This is a genomic window from Aurantiacibacter odishensis (assembly GCF_003605195.1).
Classification (GTDB): Bacteria; Pseudomonadota; Alphaproteobacteria; order Sphingomonadales; family Sphingomonadaceae; genus Alteraurantiacibacter; species Alteraurantiacibacter odishensis.
In genome coordinates, this window is the sequence record NZ_QYOS01000017.1 from 60,467 (window position 1) to 79,693 (window position 19,227).

At 62.9% G+C, this 19,227-nt stretch carries 17 protein-coding genes; 5 read left to right on the forward strand and 12 right to left on the reverse strand.

The annotated features are described in order from the left end of the window. Nucleotides 1–16 precede the first annotated feature (16 nt). Nucleotides 17–1,306 (forward strand): APC family permease, encoded by a 1,290-nt coding sequence (locus tag D4Q51_RS01110; protein WP_120075718.1) that lies wholly within the window; start codon nucleotides 17–19, stop codon nucleotides 1,304–1,306. A gap of 5 nt (nucleotides 1,307–1,311) precedes the next feature. On the opposite strand, the gene D4Q51_RS01115 is transcribed toward D4Q51_RS01110, so the two are convergent. From D4Q51_RS01115 to D4Q51_RS01135, 5 genes are read right to left on the reverse strand one after another with little or no spacing between them, the layout of a single operon-like run. Beyond that, complete coding sequence (locus D4Q51_RS01115) at nucleotides 1,312–1,983, reverse strand: inner membrane-spanning protein YciB (protein ID WP_120075721.1); 672 nt, start codon at nucleotides 1,981–1,983, stop codon at nucleotides 1,312–1,314. Beyond that, on the reverse strand, nucleotides 1,983–2,906 hold the full coding sequence (gene ftsY / locus D4Q51_RS01120) for a signal recognition particle-docking protein FtsY (RefSeq protein WP_120075723.1): 924 nt from the start codon (nucleotides 2,904–2,906) through the stop codon (nucleotides 1,983–1,985). The genes D4Q51_RS01115 and ftsY overlap by 1 nt, the downstream gene beginning before the upstream one ends. After that, a complete protein-coding gene (locus D4Q51_RS01125; RefSeq protein ID WP_120075725.1) occupies nucleotides 2,903–4,078 on the reverse strand; it encodes a MiaB/RimO family radical SAM methylthiotransferase in 1,176 nt (391 codons plus the stop codon). The genes ftsY and D4Q51_RS01125 overlap by 4 nt, the downstream gene beginning before the upstream one ends. After that, nucleotides 4,075–4,884, reverse strand: coding sequence for a diaminopimelate epimerase (gene dapF, locus D4Q51_RS01130; protein WP_120075727.1), 810 nt, complete (start codon nucleotides 4,882–4,884; stop codon nucleotides 4,075–4,077). Before dapF ends, D4Q51_RS01125 begins: the two co-directional genes overlap by 4 nt. 50 nt (nucleotides 4,885–4,934) lie before the next feature. Continuing rightward, nucleotides 4,935–6,596: a putative bifunctional diguanylate cyclase/phosphodiesterase gene (locus D4Q51_RS01135; RefSeq protein ID WP_338068440.1), complete on the reverse strand. Its 1,662-nt coding sequence runs from the start codon at nucleotides 6,594–6,596 to the stop codon at nucleotides 4,935–4,937. Between the two features lie 116 nt (nucleotides 6,597–6,712). Here D4Q51_RS01135 and D4Q51_RS01140 point away from each other — a divergent pair, with 116 nt between their 5' ends. Both D4Q51_RS01140 and D4Q51_RS01145 read left to right on the forward strand, forming a co-directional pair. Next, on the forward strand, nucleotides 6,713–7,123 hold the full coding sequence (locus D4Q51_RS01140) for an EVE domain-containing protein (protein WP_120075730.1): 411 nt from the start codon (nucleotides 6,713–6,715) through the stop codon (nucleotides 7,121–7,123). 87 nt (nucleotides 7,124–7,210) lie between these two features. Then, nucleotides 7,211–7,381 (forward strand): CsbD family protein, encoded by a 171-nt coding sequence (locus tag D4Q51_RS01145; RefSeq protein ID WP_120075732.1) that lies wholly within the window; start codon nucleotides 7,211–7,213, stop codon nucleotides 7,379–7,381. A 61-nt stretch (nucleotides 7,382–7,442) separates the two neighbouring features. On the opposite strand, the gene D4Q51_RS01150 is transcribed toward D4Q51_RS01145, so the two are convergent. Then, the gene (locus D4Q51_RS01150) at nucleotides 7,443–9,098 is read right to left on the reverse strand and encodes a thiamine pyrophosphate-binding protein (RefSeq protein WP_120075734.1); all 1,656 of its coding nucleotides are present in this window, start codon (nucleotides 9,096–9,098) and stop codon (nucleotides 7,443–7,445) included. Between the two features lie 181 nt (nucleotides 9,099–9,279). On the opposite strand from D4Q51_RS01150, the gene D4Q51_RS01155 reads away from it, so the two are divergent. Next, complete coding sequence (locus D4Q51_RS01155; RefSeq protein ID WP_240624509.1) at nucleotides 9,280–9,432, forward strand: hypothetical protein; 153 nt, start codon at nucleotides 9,280–9,282, stop codon at nucleotides 9,430–9,432. A gap of 4 nt (nucleotides 9,433–9,436) precedes the next feature. On the opposite strand, the gene D4Q51_RS01160 is transcribed toward D4Q51_RS01155, so the two are convergent. Next, nucleotides 9,437–10,771: an MFS transporter gene (locus tag D4Q51_RS01160; RefSeq protein WP_120075739.1), complete on the reverse strand. Its 1,335-nt coding sequence runs from the start codon at nucleotides 10,769–10,771 to the stop codon at nucleotides 9,437–9,439. A gap of 120 nt (nucleotides 10,772–10,891) precedes the next feature. Between D4Q51_RS01160 and pgsA the strand changes: the two genes are divergently transcribed. Then, the gene (gene pgsA / locus D4Q51_RS01165) at nucleotides 10,892–11,485 is read left to right on the forward strand and encodes a CDP-diacylglycerol--glycerol-3-phosphate 3-phosphatidyltransferase (protein WP_120075741.1); all 594 of its coding nucleotides are present in this window, start codon (nucleotides 10,892–10,894) and stop codon (nucleotides 11,483–11,485) included. 292 nt (nucleotides 11,486–11,777) lie between these two features. Here the strand turns inward: pgsA and D4Q51_RS01170 are convergent, their stop codons facing one another. The 5 genes from D4Q51_RS01170 to rnd all read right to left on the reverse strand — a co-directional run bounded on the left by D4Q51_RS01170 (nucleotide 11,778) and on the right by rnd (nucleotide 19,154). Further along, entirely contained in the window at nucleotides 11,778–12,791 is a 1,014-nt protein-coding gene (locus D4Q51_RS01170; protein ID WP_120075743.1) for a phytase, read from the reverse strand. Then, nucleotides 12,791–15,718 (reverse strand): TonB-dependent receptor, encoded by a 2,928-nt coding sequence (locus D4Q51_RS01175; protein ID WP_120075746.1) that lies wholly within the window; start codon nucleotides 15,716–15,718, stop codon nucleotides 12,791–12,793. Before D4Q51_RS01175 ends, D4Q51_RS01170 begins: the two co-directional genes overlap by 1 nt. A 139-nt stretch (nucleotides 15,719–15,857) precedes the next feature. After that, on the reverse strand, nucleotides 15,858–16,997 hold the full coding sequence (locus D4Q51_RS01180; RefSeq protein WP_120075748.1) for a serine hydrolase: 1,140 nt from the start codon (nucleotides 16,995–16,997) through the stop codon (nucleotides 15,858–15,860). A gap of 61 nt (nucleotides 16,998–17,058) precedes the next feature. Beyond that, the gene (locus D4Q51_RS01185; protein WP_120075751.1) at nucleotides 17,059–17,955 is read right to left on the reverse strand and encodes a hydrogen peroxide-inducible genes activator; all 897 of its coding nucleotides are present in this window, start codon (nucleotides 17,953–17,955) and stop codon (nucleotides 17,059–17,061) included. Next, complete coding sequence (gene rnd / locus D4Q51_RS01190) at nucleotides 17,952–19,154, reverse strand: ribonuclease D (protein ID WP_120075753.1); 1,203 nt, start codon at nucleotides 19,152–19,154, stop codon at nucleotides 17,952–17,954. Before rnd ends, D4Q51_RS01185 begins: the two co-directional genes overlap by 4 nt. Nucleotides 19,155–19,227: the final 73 nt, after the last annotated feature.

Sequence of the window (19,227 nt, forward strand, 5' to 3'; positions counted from 1 at the left end):
ATGCCGGGGGGCAGCCATGAATAGATCTGAACGGGAGCAACCGCTCGGCTTGCTGATGAGCCTATCGCTCGTCATCGGGACCATGATTGGCGGCGGGATTTACGTCCTGCCGACATCCCTCGCACCGCTTGGATGGAACGCGACGCTGGGGTGGCTGATCTGCGGCGCGGGGGCCTTGTGCCTCGCAGCCAGCTTCCGCTTCCTGGTCGACGGAACAGGGGAGGGCATCCAGCACAACATAGAGCGCGTGATCGGCGAGATATCGGGTTTCCTTGCCGTCTTTGCCTATTTCGCGGCCGGATTTACTTCGATTGCAGCCTTGGTGATCGCGGGCGGTTCGATCATCGTCAATCTGACCGGCGTTGGCGATGGTGATTTCTACGGGGTGATCGCGTCGCTGGTGCTGCTGGCGCTAATTACCGGCGTGAACCTGGTCAGCACGCGTTCGGCCGGGCGGTTGCAGGTGGCCTCGGTGGCAGTCAAGGTCGTGCCTCTCCTGCTCGTGGTCGTCACCGTCGGCGCATTGCTCATGATGGACACGCTCGAAACCAAGGCTGTCGCGCCCGCGCCCATCAATTTCGACAATATCGCGGCCGCCGTGGCCCTGACGCTGTTTCCGCTCCTGGGGTTCGAGGCAGCGACGATTCCGGTCAACAAGATCCGCAATCCTCGGCGCAACATTCCCATCGCGATGATCGGCGGCACGCTTTTCGTCGTGGTGCTTTACCTTCTGGCGACGACGGGTCTGATGGTGATCATGTCGTCGAACGAGATCGCACAATCCAGCTCACCTGTATCGGATGCTCTGGCCATGATTTACGGGCCGGTTCTGGGCACCGTTGTCGCACTGTGCATCATGGTGAGCGTGACGGGATGCGCGAACGGATTGGTTCTGATCGGAGCGGATTGCACCTATTCGATGGCCTTGCGCCGCGAAGTGCCCTTGCTGTTCGCGGATACGAACCAGCACGGCGTTCCTCACTGGGGCGTAATCCTGCAAGCGGCGGGCGCGGCAGTGCTTATCCTTCTTAACTCCTCTCGCGGGATGTCCGGGATATTCACGTTCCTGGCGCTGCTGACGACGGGAGGGGTGCTGGTTTTCTACATTCTCGGGTTGGTCGCCGTGTTCAAGGAGAATCGCAGTCCAGCGCACTTGCCGGTGCTGATCGTGGGATTGGCCTTCGCCTGCTTCGCCGTCTACGGCTCCGGGCTGGAAACCAGCCTCTGGGTGCTGGCCCTGCTGGCAATCGGCCTGCTCACGCGGTGGATGTGCCGCCGCTCGGTGAAAGCAGTGCCAGCAGGCTGACGCGCCTATTCGGTTCTAGGAGGATCCTGAAGCACTTCTTCCTTGTCTTCCACGTTCAGCCCGTGGCGCATCAGCATCGGCACCTGCGTGAAAGTGAACAGGAACGTGAGTGGCAGGAACAGCCAGAGCTTCGCGGCCAGCCAAGTCTCGAAGCTGACCATGAAGATGAGCGCCGTGTTCAGCGCCGCCAGCACGATGAAGAAAAGGCCCCAGTTGCGTGAAAGCTTCAGCCAGCCTTCGTCGGTCAAACCTTCGAAAGCGGCTTCCAGCAGTATCTTCAGCAGCGATTTGCCCTTGGCATAGCCGACGAGCAGCACCGCGGAGAACAGCACGTAGATGATGGTCGGCTTCCACTGGATGAAGCGCTCGTCCTGGAAATAGATCGTCAGCGCGCCGAAGCCGACGATCATGGCTGTCGACAGCCACAGCATCGGGCTTACCCTGCCCAGTCGCCACTTGCTGACAGCTAACGCGACGACAGCCGCGATGATGAAGGCGCCGGTGCCGCGAATGACGGCAAAGATTTCCCCGGCGGTATCGTCGCCGGCGTTCTCGGGCGAATAGAACTTGTAGACCAGGAAGAAGACCAGGAGCGGCCCGTAATCGACGGCGACGTTGAGCCAGCCCGACTTGGGCTTTTCCGTTGCAGCGGCCTGTTTGGGTGCTTCGGTCGTCATCAGGCAACTCCTGCTATCACACGCGCCACCAGGTCCGGATCGAAGGGGCGCAGGTCGTCCAGCGTCTCGCCCACGCCGATGGCATGGATGGGCAGGCCATACTGCTCTGCCGCCGCGACCAGCACGCCGCCGCGCGCCGTGCCGTCCAGCTTGGTCATGATCAGGCCGGTAACGCCTGCCACTTCCTTGAATATTTCGATCTGCGAGAGCGCGTTCTGGCCGTTGGTGGCATCCAGCACCAGGACCACGTCGTGCGGGGCTTCGGGGTTCAGGCGGCCAAGGACCTTCCGGATCTTGGCGAGTTCATCCATCAGTTCGCGCTTGTTCTGCAGTCGGCCGGCGGTATCGACGATCAGGGCATCGGTGCCGATCTCGGTTGCCTTCTTCACCGCGTCGAACACGATGGAGGCAGGGTCGCCGCCTTCCGGGCCGGTAACGATGGGAGCACCGATACGGTCCGCCCAGATTTTCAACTGGCCGATGGCTGCGGCGCGGAAAGTATCGCCTGCCGCCAGCATGACCTCGTAATCCTCTTCCTGGAACCAGTGGCCCAGCTTGGCGATGGTTGTGGTCTTGCCGCTCCCGTTCACACCGATGACGAGAATGACCTGCGGGCGGGGGAATGCGGTGACTTCAAGCGGAACGGCTACCGGGCGCAGGATCGCGGCGATTTCCTCGGCCACGGCTTCCTTCAGTTCGCGCTCCGTGATGCTGAGGCCGAAGCGCTTCTCCGCCAGCTTCGCACGGATGCGCGCTGCGGCGCTGGGGCCAAGGTCGGACACGATCAGCGCGTCTTCCACGTCGTCCAGCGTGGCGTCGTCCAGTTTCGCCGTGCCGACGACGCCGGTGAGATTCTCCGAGAGACGGTCCGACGTTTTGCGGAATCCGCCGAACAGCCTTTCGGACCAGCTGGTTTCGCTCACTTTAGCAGGCCTTCCTCGATCGATTGCGGCGTGACAGTCACGATAGTGCCCGGCGCGGTGCCTTCGGGCGGAGCAACGCGGGCGAAGTTCTCGGCATAGCCTGTGCCGTCGCGTTCGGTAAGGACGCTCAGGCTTTCGCCCACAAGGCTTTGCTGCCAGGTATTGCGCGCTTTCGATACCTCGGCGCGCAGTTCGGCAGCACGCTGCTTGATCACCGCGCGTTCGATTTGCGGCATCCGGGCCGCCGGCGTGCCCGGTCGCGGCGAATAGGGAAAGGTATGGCCGTGCACGATAGCGAGCTCCGCGATGATGGAGCGGTTGTCCGCATGGTGCGCTTCGGTTTCGGTCGGGAAGCCCGCGATCAGGTCCGCCCCGATTGCTACATCGGGCCGCCTGTCTTTCAGCCGTTGCACCAGGTCCACGGCATCGCGGCGCAGGTGGCGACGCTTCATTCGCTTCAGGATCAGGTCGCTGCCGTGCTGCAGCGAGAGGTGCAGGTGCGGCATCACGCGTGCCTCGCTGGCGAACATCTCGAACAGGGCAGGGTCGATCTCCACCCCGTCGAGCGACGACATGCGCAGGCGTTGCAATTGGGGAAATTCATCGAGCAGCGCGCGAACGAGATCGCCCAGCGGCGGCTTGCCTGGCAGGTCGTGCCCCCAACTGGTGACGTCAACGCCGGTCAGCACCACTTCCGGAGCGCCTTGCTCAAGATGGCGCTCGACCTCGCGCAGCACCTGCGCAATCGTCAGCGAGCGGCTTTCCCCGCGCCCTTGCGGTATGACGCAAAAGGTGCAGGCATGATCGCATCCGTTCTGCACCGCGATGAAAGCGCGGGTATGTTTCGAAGGCGCCAGATCAACGCGCTGCGGCACGTTCCAGGAACGCGCATCTAGCTTTTGCGTGTTCGGCACCAGGCCATCGACTTCCGGCATGGCGGACAACTGGGCGCGTTCGATATCGGCGGCACAACCCGTCACCAGCAGCCGCGCATCGGGCCGCGCCCGGCGCGCCTTGCGGATCGCCTGCCGCGTTTGCCGAACGGCTTCCGTGGTGACGGCGCAACTGTTCACCACCACGACGTCACTCTCGTCGGCCAGCAGGGTACGGATGCGCTCGCTTTCGGCGATATTCAGACGGCAGCCGAGGGAAATGACTTCCGCCGCGCTCATGCGTATTCGTCCAGTTCGAAGCTGCCGCGAAAGGACTCTGTCGCAGGGCCCGTCATGGTGATGCGATTGTCTTCGCCCCACGCGATGGTGAGTGGTCCGCCCGGCAGGTGCACGATGACTTCGCGCTCCACCAGGCCGCGGCGCATTGCGGCGACAGCCGTTGCGCAGGCCCCGGTGCCGCAGGCGCGCGTCAGGCCGACGCCGCGCTCCCATACGCGCAGGCGCAGCGCCTTGCGGTCCACAACGCTCGCAACGTTCACGTTGATGCGCTCGGGAAAAAGCGGATCGGTCTCGATCTGCGGACCAAGCGCGTCCAGCGGCACGGCGTTGCAATCCTCGACGAAAAAGATCACGTGCGGATTGCCCACGTTCACCGCCAGCGGCTTTTCCAGCAAGTCCCAGCCGACCGGCATGGCAGCGGTATCCATGGGGTAGGCGAGGGGGATCGCGTCCCACTCGAAACGCGGCTCGCCCATGTCGACAGCGATACCTCCGAGCTGCGGAGTGGTGGTGATGAGCCCGCCCGCCGTGGCGATTGTCGCCGTTTCTCCCAGCAGTAGGCCTATGGCGCGTGCGGCATTGCCGCAGGCTTCCACTTCGCCTCCGTCGGCGTTGAAAATGCGCATTCGCACTGTCGCCTCTGTATGAGGTTCCAGGATGATGAACTGGTCGCAGCCGATGCCCAGCGTCCGATCGGAAAGGGCGCGGATAGTCTCGCCGGAAAGAACGGGCAGGGCCTTGTCTCGCGCGTCGAGCACGATGAAGTCGTTACCCAGACCGTGCATCTTGGTGAAGTGGACGCGCATGAGCGCCACCTAGGGGGCTTGTCCGCCTATCGCAATGGCTGGCGCGTAAGTCAGCTCGCCTTGCGCTGCGTGGCGGGGGTGTTGCTGCAATCCGCTGATAGTTCAGCCCGGGGTTTTGCCAGCAGATCCAGCGCGGCGAGCCGACTGCGTGTGGCGGCGGCATCTTCCGGCTTGCCGTAGAGGTAGCCCTGTCCTTTCAGATCACCCATCGATTTCAGGTAGCCGAGCGCCTCGTCGGTCTCGATTCCCTCTGCGGTGACGGGCAGGGAAAGCCCCTTTCCGAGCGAGATAATCGCCTCGACCAGCGAGCGGCCTTCGCCACCTGCGGTCAATTCGGCAACAAAACTGCGATCGATCTTCAATCGGTCGAACGGCAGCGAGCGCAGCTGCGAGAGGCTGGAATAGCCGGTGCCGAAATCGTCCAGGCTGATGCGAATCCCCTGGTTCTTCAGGCTGGAGACGATGGAGCGCACCGCGCCGATGTTCTCGTGCAGGCAGCTCTCGGTAATCTCGATTTCGAGGCGGGCGGCGGGGAAGCCGCTTTCCACCAGCAAGTGCAGCAGCTTTTGCGCGAACCACGGATCGCGCAACTGGACGGGAGAAATGTTGACCGACAGCGTAAGGTCGGGATCCCATTCCTTCGCATCTTCCAGCGCCTGACGTATCAGCCCTTCGGAAAGCTGCCCGATAAGGTCGATCTCCTCGGCAATGGGAATGAAAATTTCAGGGCTGACAATCCCGTAGCGCGGGCTGTTCCAGCGGGCCAGCATTTCGAAGCCTGAGAGCTTGCCGGTCTCGAGATCGATCTGCTGTTCGTAATACGGCACGAATTCACCAGCGGGAATGCCCTGGCGGATGCCCGCTTCCAGCTCATTTCGGAAGCGCAGCTCGTCTTCCATCTGAGGTTCGAACCAGTAGTAGCGGTTCCGCCCGCGCTTCTTCGCGTGGTACATGGCAATGTCGGCGCGGTGGATCAGCGCTTCGGCATCGATCGCGGCTTGCTGGGCATAGCTGGTGCCGGTTTGCGCAAGGCCGATGGAAACAGTGGCTTCCACCGTCATCCGGTTGGCTTCCACGGGCGCGGAAACGGAGCGGATGATGATCGCGACAAGATCGTCCACGTCCTCGCGCATATTGGATTCGTAAGGAACGGCGCATGCGAATTCGTCGCCGCCAATGCGGGCGAGGATGCCTTCTGCTGGCAGGCAGTCCGCAATCCGGCCCGCGATGGTGGTAAGCACGGCATCGCCCATCTGGTGACCGTTCAGGTCGTTGATCTGCTTGAAGTTGTCGAGATCGATCATCATCACCGCCAGTTCGCGATGCGAACCTTCCAGCGACCGACGAAGCTGCTCCATCGCCGGAGGGCCGCTGCGGCGGTTCAGGCAGCCGGTCAGTGGGTCCCGCTCAGCAAGTTCGCGCGCGCGGGTCTCGGCCTGGCGGCGCACTTGAACCTCGTCATGCAGGTCTCGGTATCGGCGCCAGCCGAACAGCAGCAGGGCAATATTGAGCAGTACGGCGTTGACGAGCACCAGGTCGGGCGCTTCTCCGCCCCAGAACCAGGCGCGGGCGATCTTTGGCATCAGGCTGCCGCCGGTCCCGACGAACAGGATAATTGCCGCTGCGGCAATACCAAGCGCGATCATGTCCCGCTCCGCCTTGCGGATTGTCCTGTCGGCAGGTTTTTCGTTCTTTTCCAGCGCCCGTTTCAACTGCGATTGTCCCCAAATCAACGGATCGCATATCGCGCATCATCGTCAACATCGGGTTAATTGCCCTACGCATCACCGCCCGCTACGAAGCGCATCGCGCAGCAAAGGAGACAACATTGCCCAACCACTGGCTGATCAAATCGGAGCCGTTCAAGTACTCGTGGGATCAACTCGTCGAGGATGGAGAGACGATCTGGGACGGCGTGCGCAACCACCGCGCGGCAAACAACCTGCGGGCGATGGAGAAAGGCGACAAGCTGTTCTACTATCACTCGAACAAGGGGCTGGAAATCGTCGGTATCGCCGAAGTGAGCGAGGCCGGATTGACCGATCCTACCGATCCGGAAGGCAAGTGGCCGACAGTGAAAGTGAAACCGGTGCGTCCGCTGCAGAATTTCGTGACGCTGAAAGCGATCAAGGCCGAACCAACGCTTGAAGGCATCGAACTGGTCCGGCTCTCGCGCCTGTCCGTGGCGGAAATACGGCCAGAGGAATGGGATATTATTCTCAAGATGTCAGAGGCTTAATACGGAACGATTGTTCGACGCTGTCCGTTGTATGATCAAAGGGCCCGCGATGGTCGCGAGAGTCCGAACGACTAACGGAGAAGCACCATGGGTGAATTCACTGAGAAGGTAAAAGGCAACGTCAACGAAGCAGTCGGCAACGTAAAGCAGGAATCGAACAATCCCGAGACCCGCGCCGAAGGCCGTCAGCAGGAAAAGAAAGGCGAAGCTCAACAACTGAAGGGCGAAGTCGAAGGCAAGCTTGGCAACGACATTTGAGTCGTCTTGAAGCGAGTAAAGGGGCCGCTCCCGGTTTGGGAGCGGCCCTTTTTCGTATGGGCTAGTTGCCTCGCAAGGCGCTGACGGTTGCGCCCGCCGCGCTGAGCTGTTCGATATCGGTGATGCAGTGCAAAAGGCGGATGCCCTTGCGCTGCATTGCCGCTTCCAGTGCGGCATCGAACTCGGCGTTGTTCTCGACCCGCGCGCCCCAGCCGCCGAAGCTTTCGGCCAGCTTGGCGAAATCCGGATTGGCAAGATGGGTGGAAGCCTCGCGACCCGGATACTCGCGTTCCTGGTGCATGCGTATGGTGCCGTAGGTCGAGTTGTCGAACACGATCACCAGCATATCCAGGCCATATTGGGCCGCTGTGGCCAGTTCCTGTCCGTTCATCAGGAAATCGCCGTCGCCTGCCGCGGCGACGACGCAGCGGTCCGGGTAACGCAGGGCAGCGGCGACCGCCGCTGGTACGCCATAACCCATCGCGCCAGCGGTAGGGGCAAGCTGGGAAGGATAGCCTACGTAAGGCCAGTAGCGATGCCACCAGCCTGCAAAGTTGCCGGCACCGTTGCAGATAATTGCGTCCGCGGGCAGCAGCTTGCGACACGTTGCCATGGCCAGCGCAAGGTCCAGATCGAACCGCGCATCTTCCCCCGGCGTGTTCCACTCGATCCAGTCGGCGTGAGCCTCGGCACCGCAATCGAAATCGATTACGTCGCTCTCGTCCCACAGGGCAGCGCTTTCAGCGAACTCTGCCATGTCGGCGCAGACGGGAAGGTCCGTGCGGTAGACGCGGCCCAGTTCCTCCGGATCGGGGTGGATGTGGATCAGCACCTGGTCCGGATGGTCCGGGGTTATGAGCGAATAGCCGTCGGTCGTCGCCTCTCCCAGGCGAGCGCCGACCACCAGCAGCAGGTCTGCGTCCCTCGCTCGCTTGGCAAGCTTCGGGTTGGGGCCATAGCCGAGGTTTCCGGCATAGACTTTCGAGTCCGGAGAGATCGCGTCCTGCCGCCGGAAAGCGGTGGCGACAGGCAGGCCGATTCGCTCGGCAAATTCGGTGAAGTAGTGTCGCGCACGGCTATTCCATCCGGCGCCGCCCACGACCGCGAGCGGAGCCGCGGCATCGCCGATCATCTGCATCACAGTTGCCATCACGTCGGGACAGGGAGCCTGGGCTGGCCTGACGACCGCCGGACGCACCGGGCTCGTGATTCCTTCTTCGTGCAGCATGTCCTCTGGCAAGGCGAGCACCACCGGGCCGGGCCTTCCGCTGATCGCGGTTGACCATGCGCGGGCGATGTATTCCGGGATGCGCCGGGCGTCGTCGATACGGGCGGACCATTTCGCGATGGGAGCGAAGAAGGCGGGGAAGTCCACCTCCTGGAAGCCTTCCCGGTCACGCATGGTGCGGTCCAAATCGCCGATAAACAGGATCATCGGCTGGCTGTCCTGCATGGCCACGTGCACGCCGATGCTGGCGTTCGTTGCACCCGGACCGCGCGTGACGAAGGCGATGCCGGGCTGGCCTGCCATCGCGCCGTCGGCGCAGGCCATGAAGGCGACGCCGCCCTCCTGCCTGCACGTCACGGTCTCGATCGCATCGCAATCGGACAGGGCGTCGAGAACAGGGAGGAAGCTTTCGCCGGGCACGGTGAAAGCGCGTGATGCCCCTTGTTCGACAAGGCAATCGACAAGGAGGCGGGCTGCGGTCGTGGTCATGCCATACGGATTAGCCCCGGCTCGCGAGAGCGGCAACCGGTTACGCGAGTTACCAACCGTCCCGTGTTTGAACAGCTTGACGGGGCCGGGAGCCAATTCGTTACCAAAACGTTAAAACCGCATCATGAGACGTTCACTTGTCCTGACCACCGAGTCGTCCCGCCACCCGTTTCGGGCATCCTTGCCGCCCCACGTCCTGGCGCGCGCTAACGAGATGGAGCCGATGGCTCCGTGGCGCAAGCGTATGGCACTGGGCCTTTCGCGGCAGGACCTGGAAACCGTGGCTGCAACTTACGCAGCGGGCTTCCTGGCCACAATCACCTTCATCGCCTGATCGCCTACTTCGCCGCTGCCAGCACCGTGGCCGCTTCCTTCTCGGCGCGGTAGAGCCGGGCGCCTAGCCACACGGATACGAGGCACATGCCAGCGCTCAGCAGCACCTGCTCTGCCAGCGGCACGCCTACTGCGCTGAGAGCGAGGGCAAACAGCGAACCCACAACCATTGCGCCAGAGTTGACGATGTTGTTCGCCGCCACCGCACGGCTGGCCTGCGAGCTTGGCACCTTGGTAGTAAGGAAGGCGTATAGCGGCACCACGAACATACCGCCGAAAATGGCGATCAGCAGCAGGCTGCCCAGCACGGCCCAGGCCAGCGGGTAGGACAGGAACGTCGCCACATCCATTAGCTGCGTGTCACGAAGCCCGGCGTTCCACGCCTTGCACACGAAGTAGAACACCGCGACCATGCCCGCCATCAGCAGCACCGATACAGGCGAATAACGCGACGAGACCTTGCCCTTCAGCAGCAGGTTGACCGCGACCGAGCCCACCGCGACGCCGATGGAGAAGAACACGAGGAACAGGCTGGCGACAGTGGGGTCGGCCAGCAATACATTCTTGGCGAGCGGCGGGAACTGGATGAACAGCACGGAGCCGATGGTCCAGAAGAAGCTGATCGCGAGGATGGCGTAGAACACTTCCTTGTTGTGCGTGCACTCCCGGATCATCCGCCACGAGGACGTGAAAGGGTTGAAGTCGATCTTCTCCGGTACACCCATCGGCGGGGCGGAGGGAACGTGGCGGCTGGTGAGATAGCCGATTACGGCGAAACCCAGGATGGCGGCAGCGGCAATCTCTACCTGATCGGCCAGGAAGCCCGCCAGGATCGTGCCGGTCATGATCGCGATGTAGGTGCCGGCCTCGACAAGGCCGGTGCCTGCCAGCACCTCGTCCTTTTCGAGGTGCTGCGGAAGGATCGCATACTTGATCGGGCCGAAGAATGTGGAGTGCACACCCATCGCGAACAGCGCCAGCATCAGCAGCGGAATGGCGAGCATTTCCACGGCAATCCCCTCCCAGGCCAGGAACAGGCCGAACGCGCCGACCGTCATGATCCCGATTTCCGCCGCTTTCACCCGCCGGATGATGCGCGCCTTGTCGGTCAGGTCGGCAAGCTGTCCGGCGATGGCGGAGAGCAGGAAGAACGGCAGGATGAAGACGGCAGAGGCCGCGCCCGAGAAGACCGTTTCGGCATCTGGCGAGTTATAGACGCTGTATACGACGAACAGCACCATCGTCGTCTTGTAGAGGTTGTCGTTGAAGGCGTTCAGGAGCTGCGTGCAGAACAGCGGCAGGAACCGGCGTTGCTTCAGCAGGTGAGTGGAGGTGAACATAAAGCCTGTTTTCAGCGCCCGGTGGGCCAATCCGCCGAGGGACTTAACGGCTTTTCCCCCAAATAGCAGCAGCAACCATCCTTTTTCCGTAAACGATTCCGGTCTAGGGCTGGTGCCACCATGTGGACCTTGCCCAACATCCTCACTCTCAGCCGCATCCTCACGCTGCCGCTGCTCGGCTTCCTGCTCTGGTGGCCGGGTTGGGCGCTGGGCTACCTTTTCGCCTTCGCGCTTTATTGCCTGATGGGCATCACCGACTACTTCGACGGCTTGCTGGCGCGTTCCAGCGGCGCGGTGAGCAAGCTGGGCATCTTCCTCGATCCCATTGCCGACAAGATCATGGTGGCAACCGTGATCCTGGTGCTGGCCGCACAGGGCATCCTGCGCGGCCCCTACGTGGGCGACGCGCACGTGATTGCGGGTCTGATCATCCTGATTCGCGAGATCGCCGTCTCTGGCCTGCGCGAGTTTCTGGGCGAATTGCAGGTGAGCGTGCCGGTGTCGAAGCTGGCCAAGTGGAAGACGACGTTTCAGCTCGTGTCGCTGGGCGCGCTGATCCTGGGGCAAGGCTTGCCGGGCTGGAATTTCATGCTGGCAGGCGTCGAGCACAACGTGCCGCACCTCGTGGGCCTCGTCACCTTGTGGGGCGCGGCGATCCTTACGGTGATAACCGGGTGGGACTATTTGCGGGTCGGCCTCAAGTACATGGACTGATTTTGCAGACGAACGTGGAACGCCAATGGGGGCGTTTCGAAAAAGTTGGTTCCGGCAGTAAAGTGTTTCTTTACAGATGCCTGCTGCGATAATCGCCGTCTGTCGTGTAACCTTTCGGATCGCAGGCTGGGCGTCCGGCGTCGGGGGTGCGACAAGGCTGGCAGATTGGCGGGCGGAGGCAGGCATGACCTACTTTTGAGCCCATGCCGAACCGGTAGGAAATCGTCTCGTTCACCATAGCACAGGAGCGCCGACGGAACCCGCAAGGCCCTTGCGTCGGCGCTCCTGAAAGTCAGAGGCCCAGCGCCGCGCGCACCGCTGCCCAGCTTACCAGCTTGAAGTTCTGCGCCTGCGGCTCGTTCCAGCCGTCTTGCGCGATGAACAGGCCCTGCGAATAGTCCGGTCCGAAGCTGTGCGTGTCGAGCGAAATGCCGTCGGTTTCCTCGGCGCTTCCGTAGGTGCCTGCACCGATGGCGAAGCGACCGACCGGGGTCATATCGGGCAGCGAAAAGACCGCAAAGGCGTTGTCCCCCTGGCTGGAGGCGACGAGGTATCCGCCATCCTCACCCTCGGGCGCAATGGCAAGACCTTCGACATCGGCGACAAGGTACTGGTTATCGATAGCGGTCACGAGTTCGCCGGTGGTCGCGCCATCGGCAAAGCGCCAGATGCCCGCCATTTCCTCGCCCACGTAGAGCGTGCCGTCACGCTCATCATAAACGCAGCCTTCGGGCTGGCTGGGTACGGACATTTCACGCACCATCTCGGCCGTCGGCGCTTCGCCGGGTGCCCATTCGGCAATCTCGTATTCGCGCAGGTTGCCTTCCTTGGTCACCATCAGCGCGGTGAGCGAGCCATGTTGGCTCATGCAGAAGCCGTAACCTTCGCCCGGACCGCTCGGGAAACGACCGAGAGCGGTTAGTTCGCCGCTGGCGGTGTCCAGCGTGAAGGTCGAGATATGCGAATTGGCAAGGTCGATCCGGTCGCTGGCGGCAACGAACACCGTGCCGTCTTGCAGTTCCACCAGGTCGACATTGTTGACGGCGCCCGCGTCGATGAAGCTGCGAATCTGCCCATCTAGGCCATAGACGTAGAGTCCGGCTTTCTTGTCTGTCGCGACGATCAGGCTTTGCGACGGGTCCGCCGCGTTGCGCCAGATCGCGGGGTCGTCGGCGGCGTCCTCGTTGGCGGTGCCCACGGGCTCGGTCTCGCCAGCGGCGAGAACCGAAACCGGGGGAAGGCCGGTGGGCGTGGTGGCGCAGCCTGCAAGCAGGGCCGTGGCGATAGTCGTGGTTGCAATACGCATCAGAACGTCACCCTCACGCCGCCCTTGAAGGTGCGGCCGTAGATTTCATACTGGTAGTTGTTCTGCCGTCCGCCCACGGTGTTGTAGGCGAAGTATTCGGCATCGGTCAGGTTGATCGCTTCGACGAACACCTGCACGCCTTCCAGCACGGTGAAACGGGCGCTGGCGTCGAGCTGGAAGTGGCTGTCGACAAAACGGTATTCCTCCGGATCGCCGCCCAGTTCATCCAGGTAATCGTCGCGGTATGTACCCGCGAGGCGCAGCGACACCGGACCCTTCTCGTAGCCGAGCACGCCGTTCAGCGTATGCTCGCTGGAGGCGGGCAGCGGGATCGTGTTGATGCCGTTGCCGAAGCCCTGGCCGAACAGGTCCAGCGATCCGTCGGAGATCGTGGCGGTGGCGTCGGTGTAGGTGTAGTTCGCCTGCGTCAGCAGCCCGTCAAAAGGCGCGGGCAGCATGTCCCACTGCATGGCAAAGCCCAGTTCGATGCCCCAGACCTCGGCGCTGTCGCCGTTCACGGGGATCGCGGCCTCGTTGAAGGCGATGCCGTTGAACACCAGCAGTTCGTCCGCGCCAATCTCGTCGTCGCCATCGAGATCTTCGGCTTCGTAGTCTACCGTTACGATGTAGTTGGAAATGTCCTTGTAGAAGAACCCGGCGCTCAGCGCGCCGTTGCCGCCGAAATAGTATTCGACGCCTGCATCGAAGTTCCACGCCTCGTAGGGATCGAGGTTCGAGTTGCCGAATTCGCCTTCCACTTCGTCATCGTCGTTGCGCTCCGTGATGAAGCGCGGGGCGAGCTGGGCAAAGCCGGGGCGCACGAGGCTGCGGTATCCGGCGGCGCGGAAGACGAGATCGTTGACCGGTTCGTAGCGGATGTTCAGGCTGGGCAGCCAGAAACCGTAGTTGGCAGGCGTGGTCTGCGGGGTGACGATGACGGTGTCGTCGGTAGCGATGGAACCATCGGGCAAGCTGCCGTCCTCTTCCACCAGCAGGGTGAAATTGCCGATGATGTCGGTCTGCGTGTATTCGTGGCGGACGCCGCCGATCACCGTCAGGCTGTCGCTTTCCCAGCGGCCGAGCAGGTATCCGGCGTAGATGTCTTCCTCGATCGCGTAGTCCTCCGCCGCGCTGTCGAACAGGCTGTCGGCTTCCTGCAATTCGAAAGCATCCCGGTTGGCGAAGAAGAAGTCGCTGGCGCCGCTGTAGCTGGCGACCGGCGAAATGTCGGTGATGCGATAGGTCTGCTCGCCGACGAAATCGGCGAGGCTCACGTCGTCGATCTCGTAGAAGCGGATTTCACCGTTGAAGCTCTTCTCGCGCCAGCGGCCCTTGAAGCCTGCCTGCAGGGTGAAGACGCCGTCTCCGCTGGCAAATTCGCGACCCACGTCAAACTTGGCGGAATACTCGGTATCCTCGGAATCGGAGAGGTCGGTCAGTTCCACCTCGTCCAGTTCATACAGGGATGCATCGGTGAAATTCGCGGTGCTGGTGGAGAACATCGGGACGCGCGGGTCCGAATAGTCGAACGTCACGGCCAGCGGGTTGCGCTCGCCCGGATCGTCGGGGTGTTCGCCGAAGAAATCCTGCGCGAACACGGTGGGGTCGACGCTGTCGTTTTCCTTCTCGCTGGATTGCGCCCAGCTGCCCGAATACTCGATGGTCCAGGGGCCGGTCTGCGTTTCGCCGCCGATGCTGAGTGAGTAGATTTCCTGCCGCTCGAAGCGGTCCTTTATGTCACGCTCCACCGTGGCCTCGAACGGGTCTTCGTCAGCGTCGGCCTGATCAGGCGTGGAGAAGGTGACGGTGTTGCCGCTGCCCGAAACGGCGGAATCGCCGAAATCGAAAATTGTGCGGCGGCGGTATTCCTGGTCGTCGAACCGGCTGTAGAGGCCGCGGGCGTAGAGCGTCGTCGTGTCGGACGGGCGCAGGTCGAAGCCGAGCGAGGCGGAGATACGCTCGCGCTCAACGTCGTAGTCGCGATACTGCACTTCCTCTGCATAAACGAGGCCGTCGTCCTCCACCCAGTCGTCCGCCTCGATGTTGTCGGTCTCGAAGAAGCGGTTGTAGTAGGACAGGCCGCCGGACACGCCGAAATCGTCGGTCAGGCGGTAGGCGAAGTTGATGCTGCCCTTGGGGTTCAGCTCTTCGGAATACTCGTTGTAGCTGCCTTCTGCGGACACGGTGACGAAGTTGCCGCGGCGATCGAAGGCGGAGACGGTATTGATCTCGATGCTGGCGCCGATGGTGTCGGCATCCATGTCGGGCGTCAGCGACTTTCTTACCTCGATGCTCTCGATGATGTCGCTGCCGATCACGTCCAGCGCCACGGCGCGCACATCGCCTTCGGGTGCGGGCAGGCGCACACCGTTGACGGAAGTGGCATTGAGGTTCGGATCAAGGCCGCGCACGGCTACGAAACGGCCTTCGCCCTGATCGTTCAGCACGTTCACGCCCGGCAGGCGGCGCAAGCTTTCGGCCACGTTCTGATCCGGGAACTGGCCGATGGCATCGCGCGTCAGCACGTCGACGATGGTATCGCTGGCATATTCGCGGCTAAGCGCATTGGCCTGGTTGGCGCGTTGGCCGTAGACGAGGATGCTGGCCGCATCGTCGCCGCCCAGCATGAAGTTGACCATGACCGCGCCCTGCTCGGGAACCTCGATCACCTGCGTTTCGGTGGGCACACCGACATAGCGGGCTTCGATCGTATAGGTGCCGGCAGGCACATCGGTGATGCGGAAGCTGCCGTCGCGCTGCGTCACCACCTGGCGGTTGATTTCCGGGATGCGCACGACTGCGGATTGCAAGGCGACCGTCTCGGTCTGGTCGATCACCACGCCTGTCACATCGCCTGCAAGGGCAGGGGCTGCACAAAGCGCAATCGCGGCAGTGCTGGCACAGGCCAGCAAGCGGGTATTTCTCATGAGGTCCTCCGGTCCGTTGTTGGAGGGGCAGCTAGGGCCGCCGCGTGACCGGGGTATTTCCGTTAGGTGACGCGCAGAAGAATCTGTGACGCGCAGGTTTCAGTTCGAAGGCCGGAATGTGACCTTCGTGGCCATGATCTCAGCTTTCGCTTTGTCCGGGCAGAGCCTCGTGAAAGGCAATCACCGCGCGCGTCACTTCCTGCATCATCTGCATCCGCTCGATGGTCGGGCGCTTGGTGACGCCGATCATCACCGCCACGGCATAGGCCGAGGAGTCGGGCGCGAACAGCACGCCAACGTCGTTGTAGCCCGACTGCTGGCCGTTCCAGAACTGGCCGGTGCCGGTCTTGTGGCTCACCACCCAGCCTTCGGCCCTGCCACCCTTCAAACGGCGCGGGCCGCTGCGGGTGTTGGACATGATGGTGAGAAATTCCTCGGCACGCTTGGGCGACAGGACCTCGCCGCGCTCGATCGCCGCCAGCGCGCGGGCAATGGCGATGGGCCGCGCCCCGTCGACAGGGTCGGCGAGATAATTCTCGAACGCGACCTTGCGCAGGTTGGGCGAAACACGGTCCCGCGCGTCGTAAAAATTGTTCTCGTAGGAATAGCTGTCGTCCCACTCCATCCCCGCAATAGCTGCCTGCATCGGCTTTTCGCCAGGGCCGAAACGGATACCGTCCAGCCCTTGTTCGCGCAGCATGGCGCGCACGGCGCGCGGGCCGCCCACGCGTTGCAGGATGGCGTTGTTCGCGGTGTTGTCGCTTTGCTGGATCGCGCGTTCGATAAGCTCGCCGACCGTGGTTTCCACCGCGCCGCTGCGCAGGATTTCCTTGCGGATCGGCTGGTGGAACAGGGTCAGGTCCTCGCGGCTGACGCGGATCGGCGCGTCGAGGTTGAGCAGGCCCTTTTCCGCCATCGTCAGCGCGGTAAGCGTAACCCAGGTCTTGCTGACGCTTTGCTGCGGTAGCAGCGCGGTTTCGTTGAAGCCTGTGCTCCAGCCGGTATCGACGTCGACCACGGCGATGCCCAGCGTGCCGCCGAATTCCTCGCCAATGGCCTCCAGTTTGTCGCTCAGTTCCTCGCGCGCCAAGACGACCTGCGGGTCTGGCGCGGGGGTGGGAGTGGGCGTTGCCACGGGCGGAGCCTTGGCCTGCTGCTCGGCCTCGCGCACGTCTTCGCCCCATTCGACGCCGAACGGCGGGCTGGGGTTTTCGGCAGTACCGCAAGCGGCAAGCGCAAGTGCGGCGGAAGCGGGCAGGATAAGACGGGTCGGTTTCACATTAACCCAATGAGCGAGAACAGTTTGTTATCCGAGAAAACCGGGCCGGTGGCAGCCCGGTTCATCCGGCGCGCAATTCTTCGGCCAGCAGGCGGAATTCGTCACCGCGCGGGCTGTTGGCGCGCCAGACAAGCGCGATCTCGCGGCTGGTGTGATCGCCTTGCAAGGGGCGGGCTACCACGTCCGTCTCGTGCAAAATTCCCGCGTCGATCGCCATTTGCGGCAGCATGGTGAGGCCTAGGCCATTGTCGACCATCTGCACCAGCGTGTGCAGTGAGGTGCCGATCATCGTGGCGCTGGCATTCAGCTCTGGCCGGTTGCAGGCGGCAAGGGCGTGTTCCTTCAGGCAATGCCCGTCTTCCAGCAGCAGCAGGCGCCCCTCGTCGATCATGGCGGGGCTGATTTCGGCGGGCGGATCGCGGGGATCGTCCTTGGGGAAGGCGACGTAGAGTTCGTCCTTGCAGATGGTTTCACTTTCCACTTCACCGGTGGCGAAGGGCAGGGCCAGCAGCACGCAATCGGCGCGGCCGTGGTGCAGCGATTCGAGCGCCTGGTCGCTGGTTTCCTCCCGCAGGAACAGCTTAAGCTGCGGGCGCTCCTTGCGCAGGCGCGGCAGGATGCGCGGCAGCAGGAACGGCGCGATGGTGGGGATCACACTCATGCGCAGTTCGCCCGAAAGCGGCTTTCCGGCGGCTTGCACCAGTTCGGCCAGTTCCTCCGCCTCACGCAGCACGCGGTGCGCCTTGTCCACCACCGAATTGCCCAGCGGCGTGAAGCGCACCACGCGGCGGCTGCGCTCCACCAGCGTTACGCCCAGCAGCGATTCCAGCTCGCGGATACCGGCGGACAGGGTGCTTTGCGACACGAAGCTGGCCTCGGCCGCGCGGCCAAAGTGCTGCTGCTCGTGCAGGGCGACGAGATATTGCAACTGCTTGATGGTGGGGAGGTAGGTGCTCACTCGGCGCCCGCTGCCTCCGCTTCTTCCGCCTTCGCTTCGTCGATGTGGGTCATCTTGAGGCGACCCTTCTCGACGGCGAAGGCGAGCTTGCCTTCCACAAGGTCCAGTGCGTCCTTGCCGAACACCTCGAAACGCCAGCCTTCCAGCACCGGCAGCTTGCGCACGCCTGCGGCCAATGCCTCCAGTTCATCGGAGCGGGTGAGCAGGCGGGAGGCCACGTCGATCTCGCGGGAACGGATTTTCAGCAGCAGCTTCAGCAGGTCCGCCACCAGCGCGCCTTCCTTGCCCAGCGGCGCGCCGCGCTTCGGCTTGTCGGGCATCTCGTCCTTGTCCATCGGCTCTGCATTGGTGAGCACTTTCATCAGCCGCCTGCCGATGTCGTTTTCCTTCCAGGCGTTGGACAGTCCGCGCACCTTGGCAAGGTCGGCCTGCTTCTTGGGCGGGTGGCTGGCGAGGTCAGCCAGCGTCTCGTCGCGAATGATGCGGCCGCGCGGAATGTCCTTGTCCTGCGCCTCCGTCTCGCGCCATGCGGCCAGCGCCTTCAGGCGGCCCAGTACGGCGGGATTGCGACCTGGCGAACGGATGCGCTGCCACGCAACGTCAAGGTCGTTGGCGTAGTTGGAAGGATCGGCCAGCTTCTCCATCTCCGCGTTCAGCCAGTGGCCGCGATCGGTCTTGATCAGCTTCTTCAGAATCTTGGGGAAGATCTTGGCGAGGTAGGTCACATCGCCGATCGCATATTCGATCTGCCGTTCGGTGAGAGGGCGGCGGCTCCAGTCGGTGAAGCGCGCACCCTTGTCGATGGTCTTGTTCAGCCAGCTTTCCACGAGGTTGGCGTAGCCGATCTGCTCGGACTGGCTGATGGCCATCATGGCGATCTGCGTGTCAAATATGGGGTGCGGGGTCTTGCCCGTCAGGTTGTAGATGATTTCCACGTCCTGCCCGCCAGCGTGGAAGATCTTCAGCACCTCCTCGTTCTCGCACATCAGGTCCAGCAACGGGGTGAGGTCGATGCCGTCGGCCAGCGGGTCCACCGCGGCGGCTTCCTCCTCGTTGCCGATCTGGATCAGGCAGAGGAGCGGGTAATAGGTGTTCTCGCGCATGAACTCGGTGTCCACGCAGACGAAATCGTGTTTCGCCAGCCTTTCGCACAGGTCGGCAAGGTCTTGGGTCTTGGTAATCAGGGGATGGATATGCATTCGTCTTCTTTTCGTATCTGGCCGGTTCACCGTCCTGCGGCAGCCGCGCGGCGTGTCATTCCTTGACAAAACG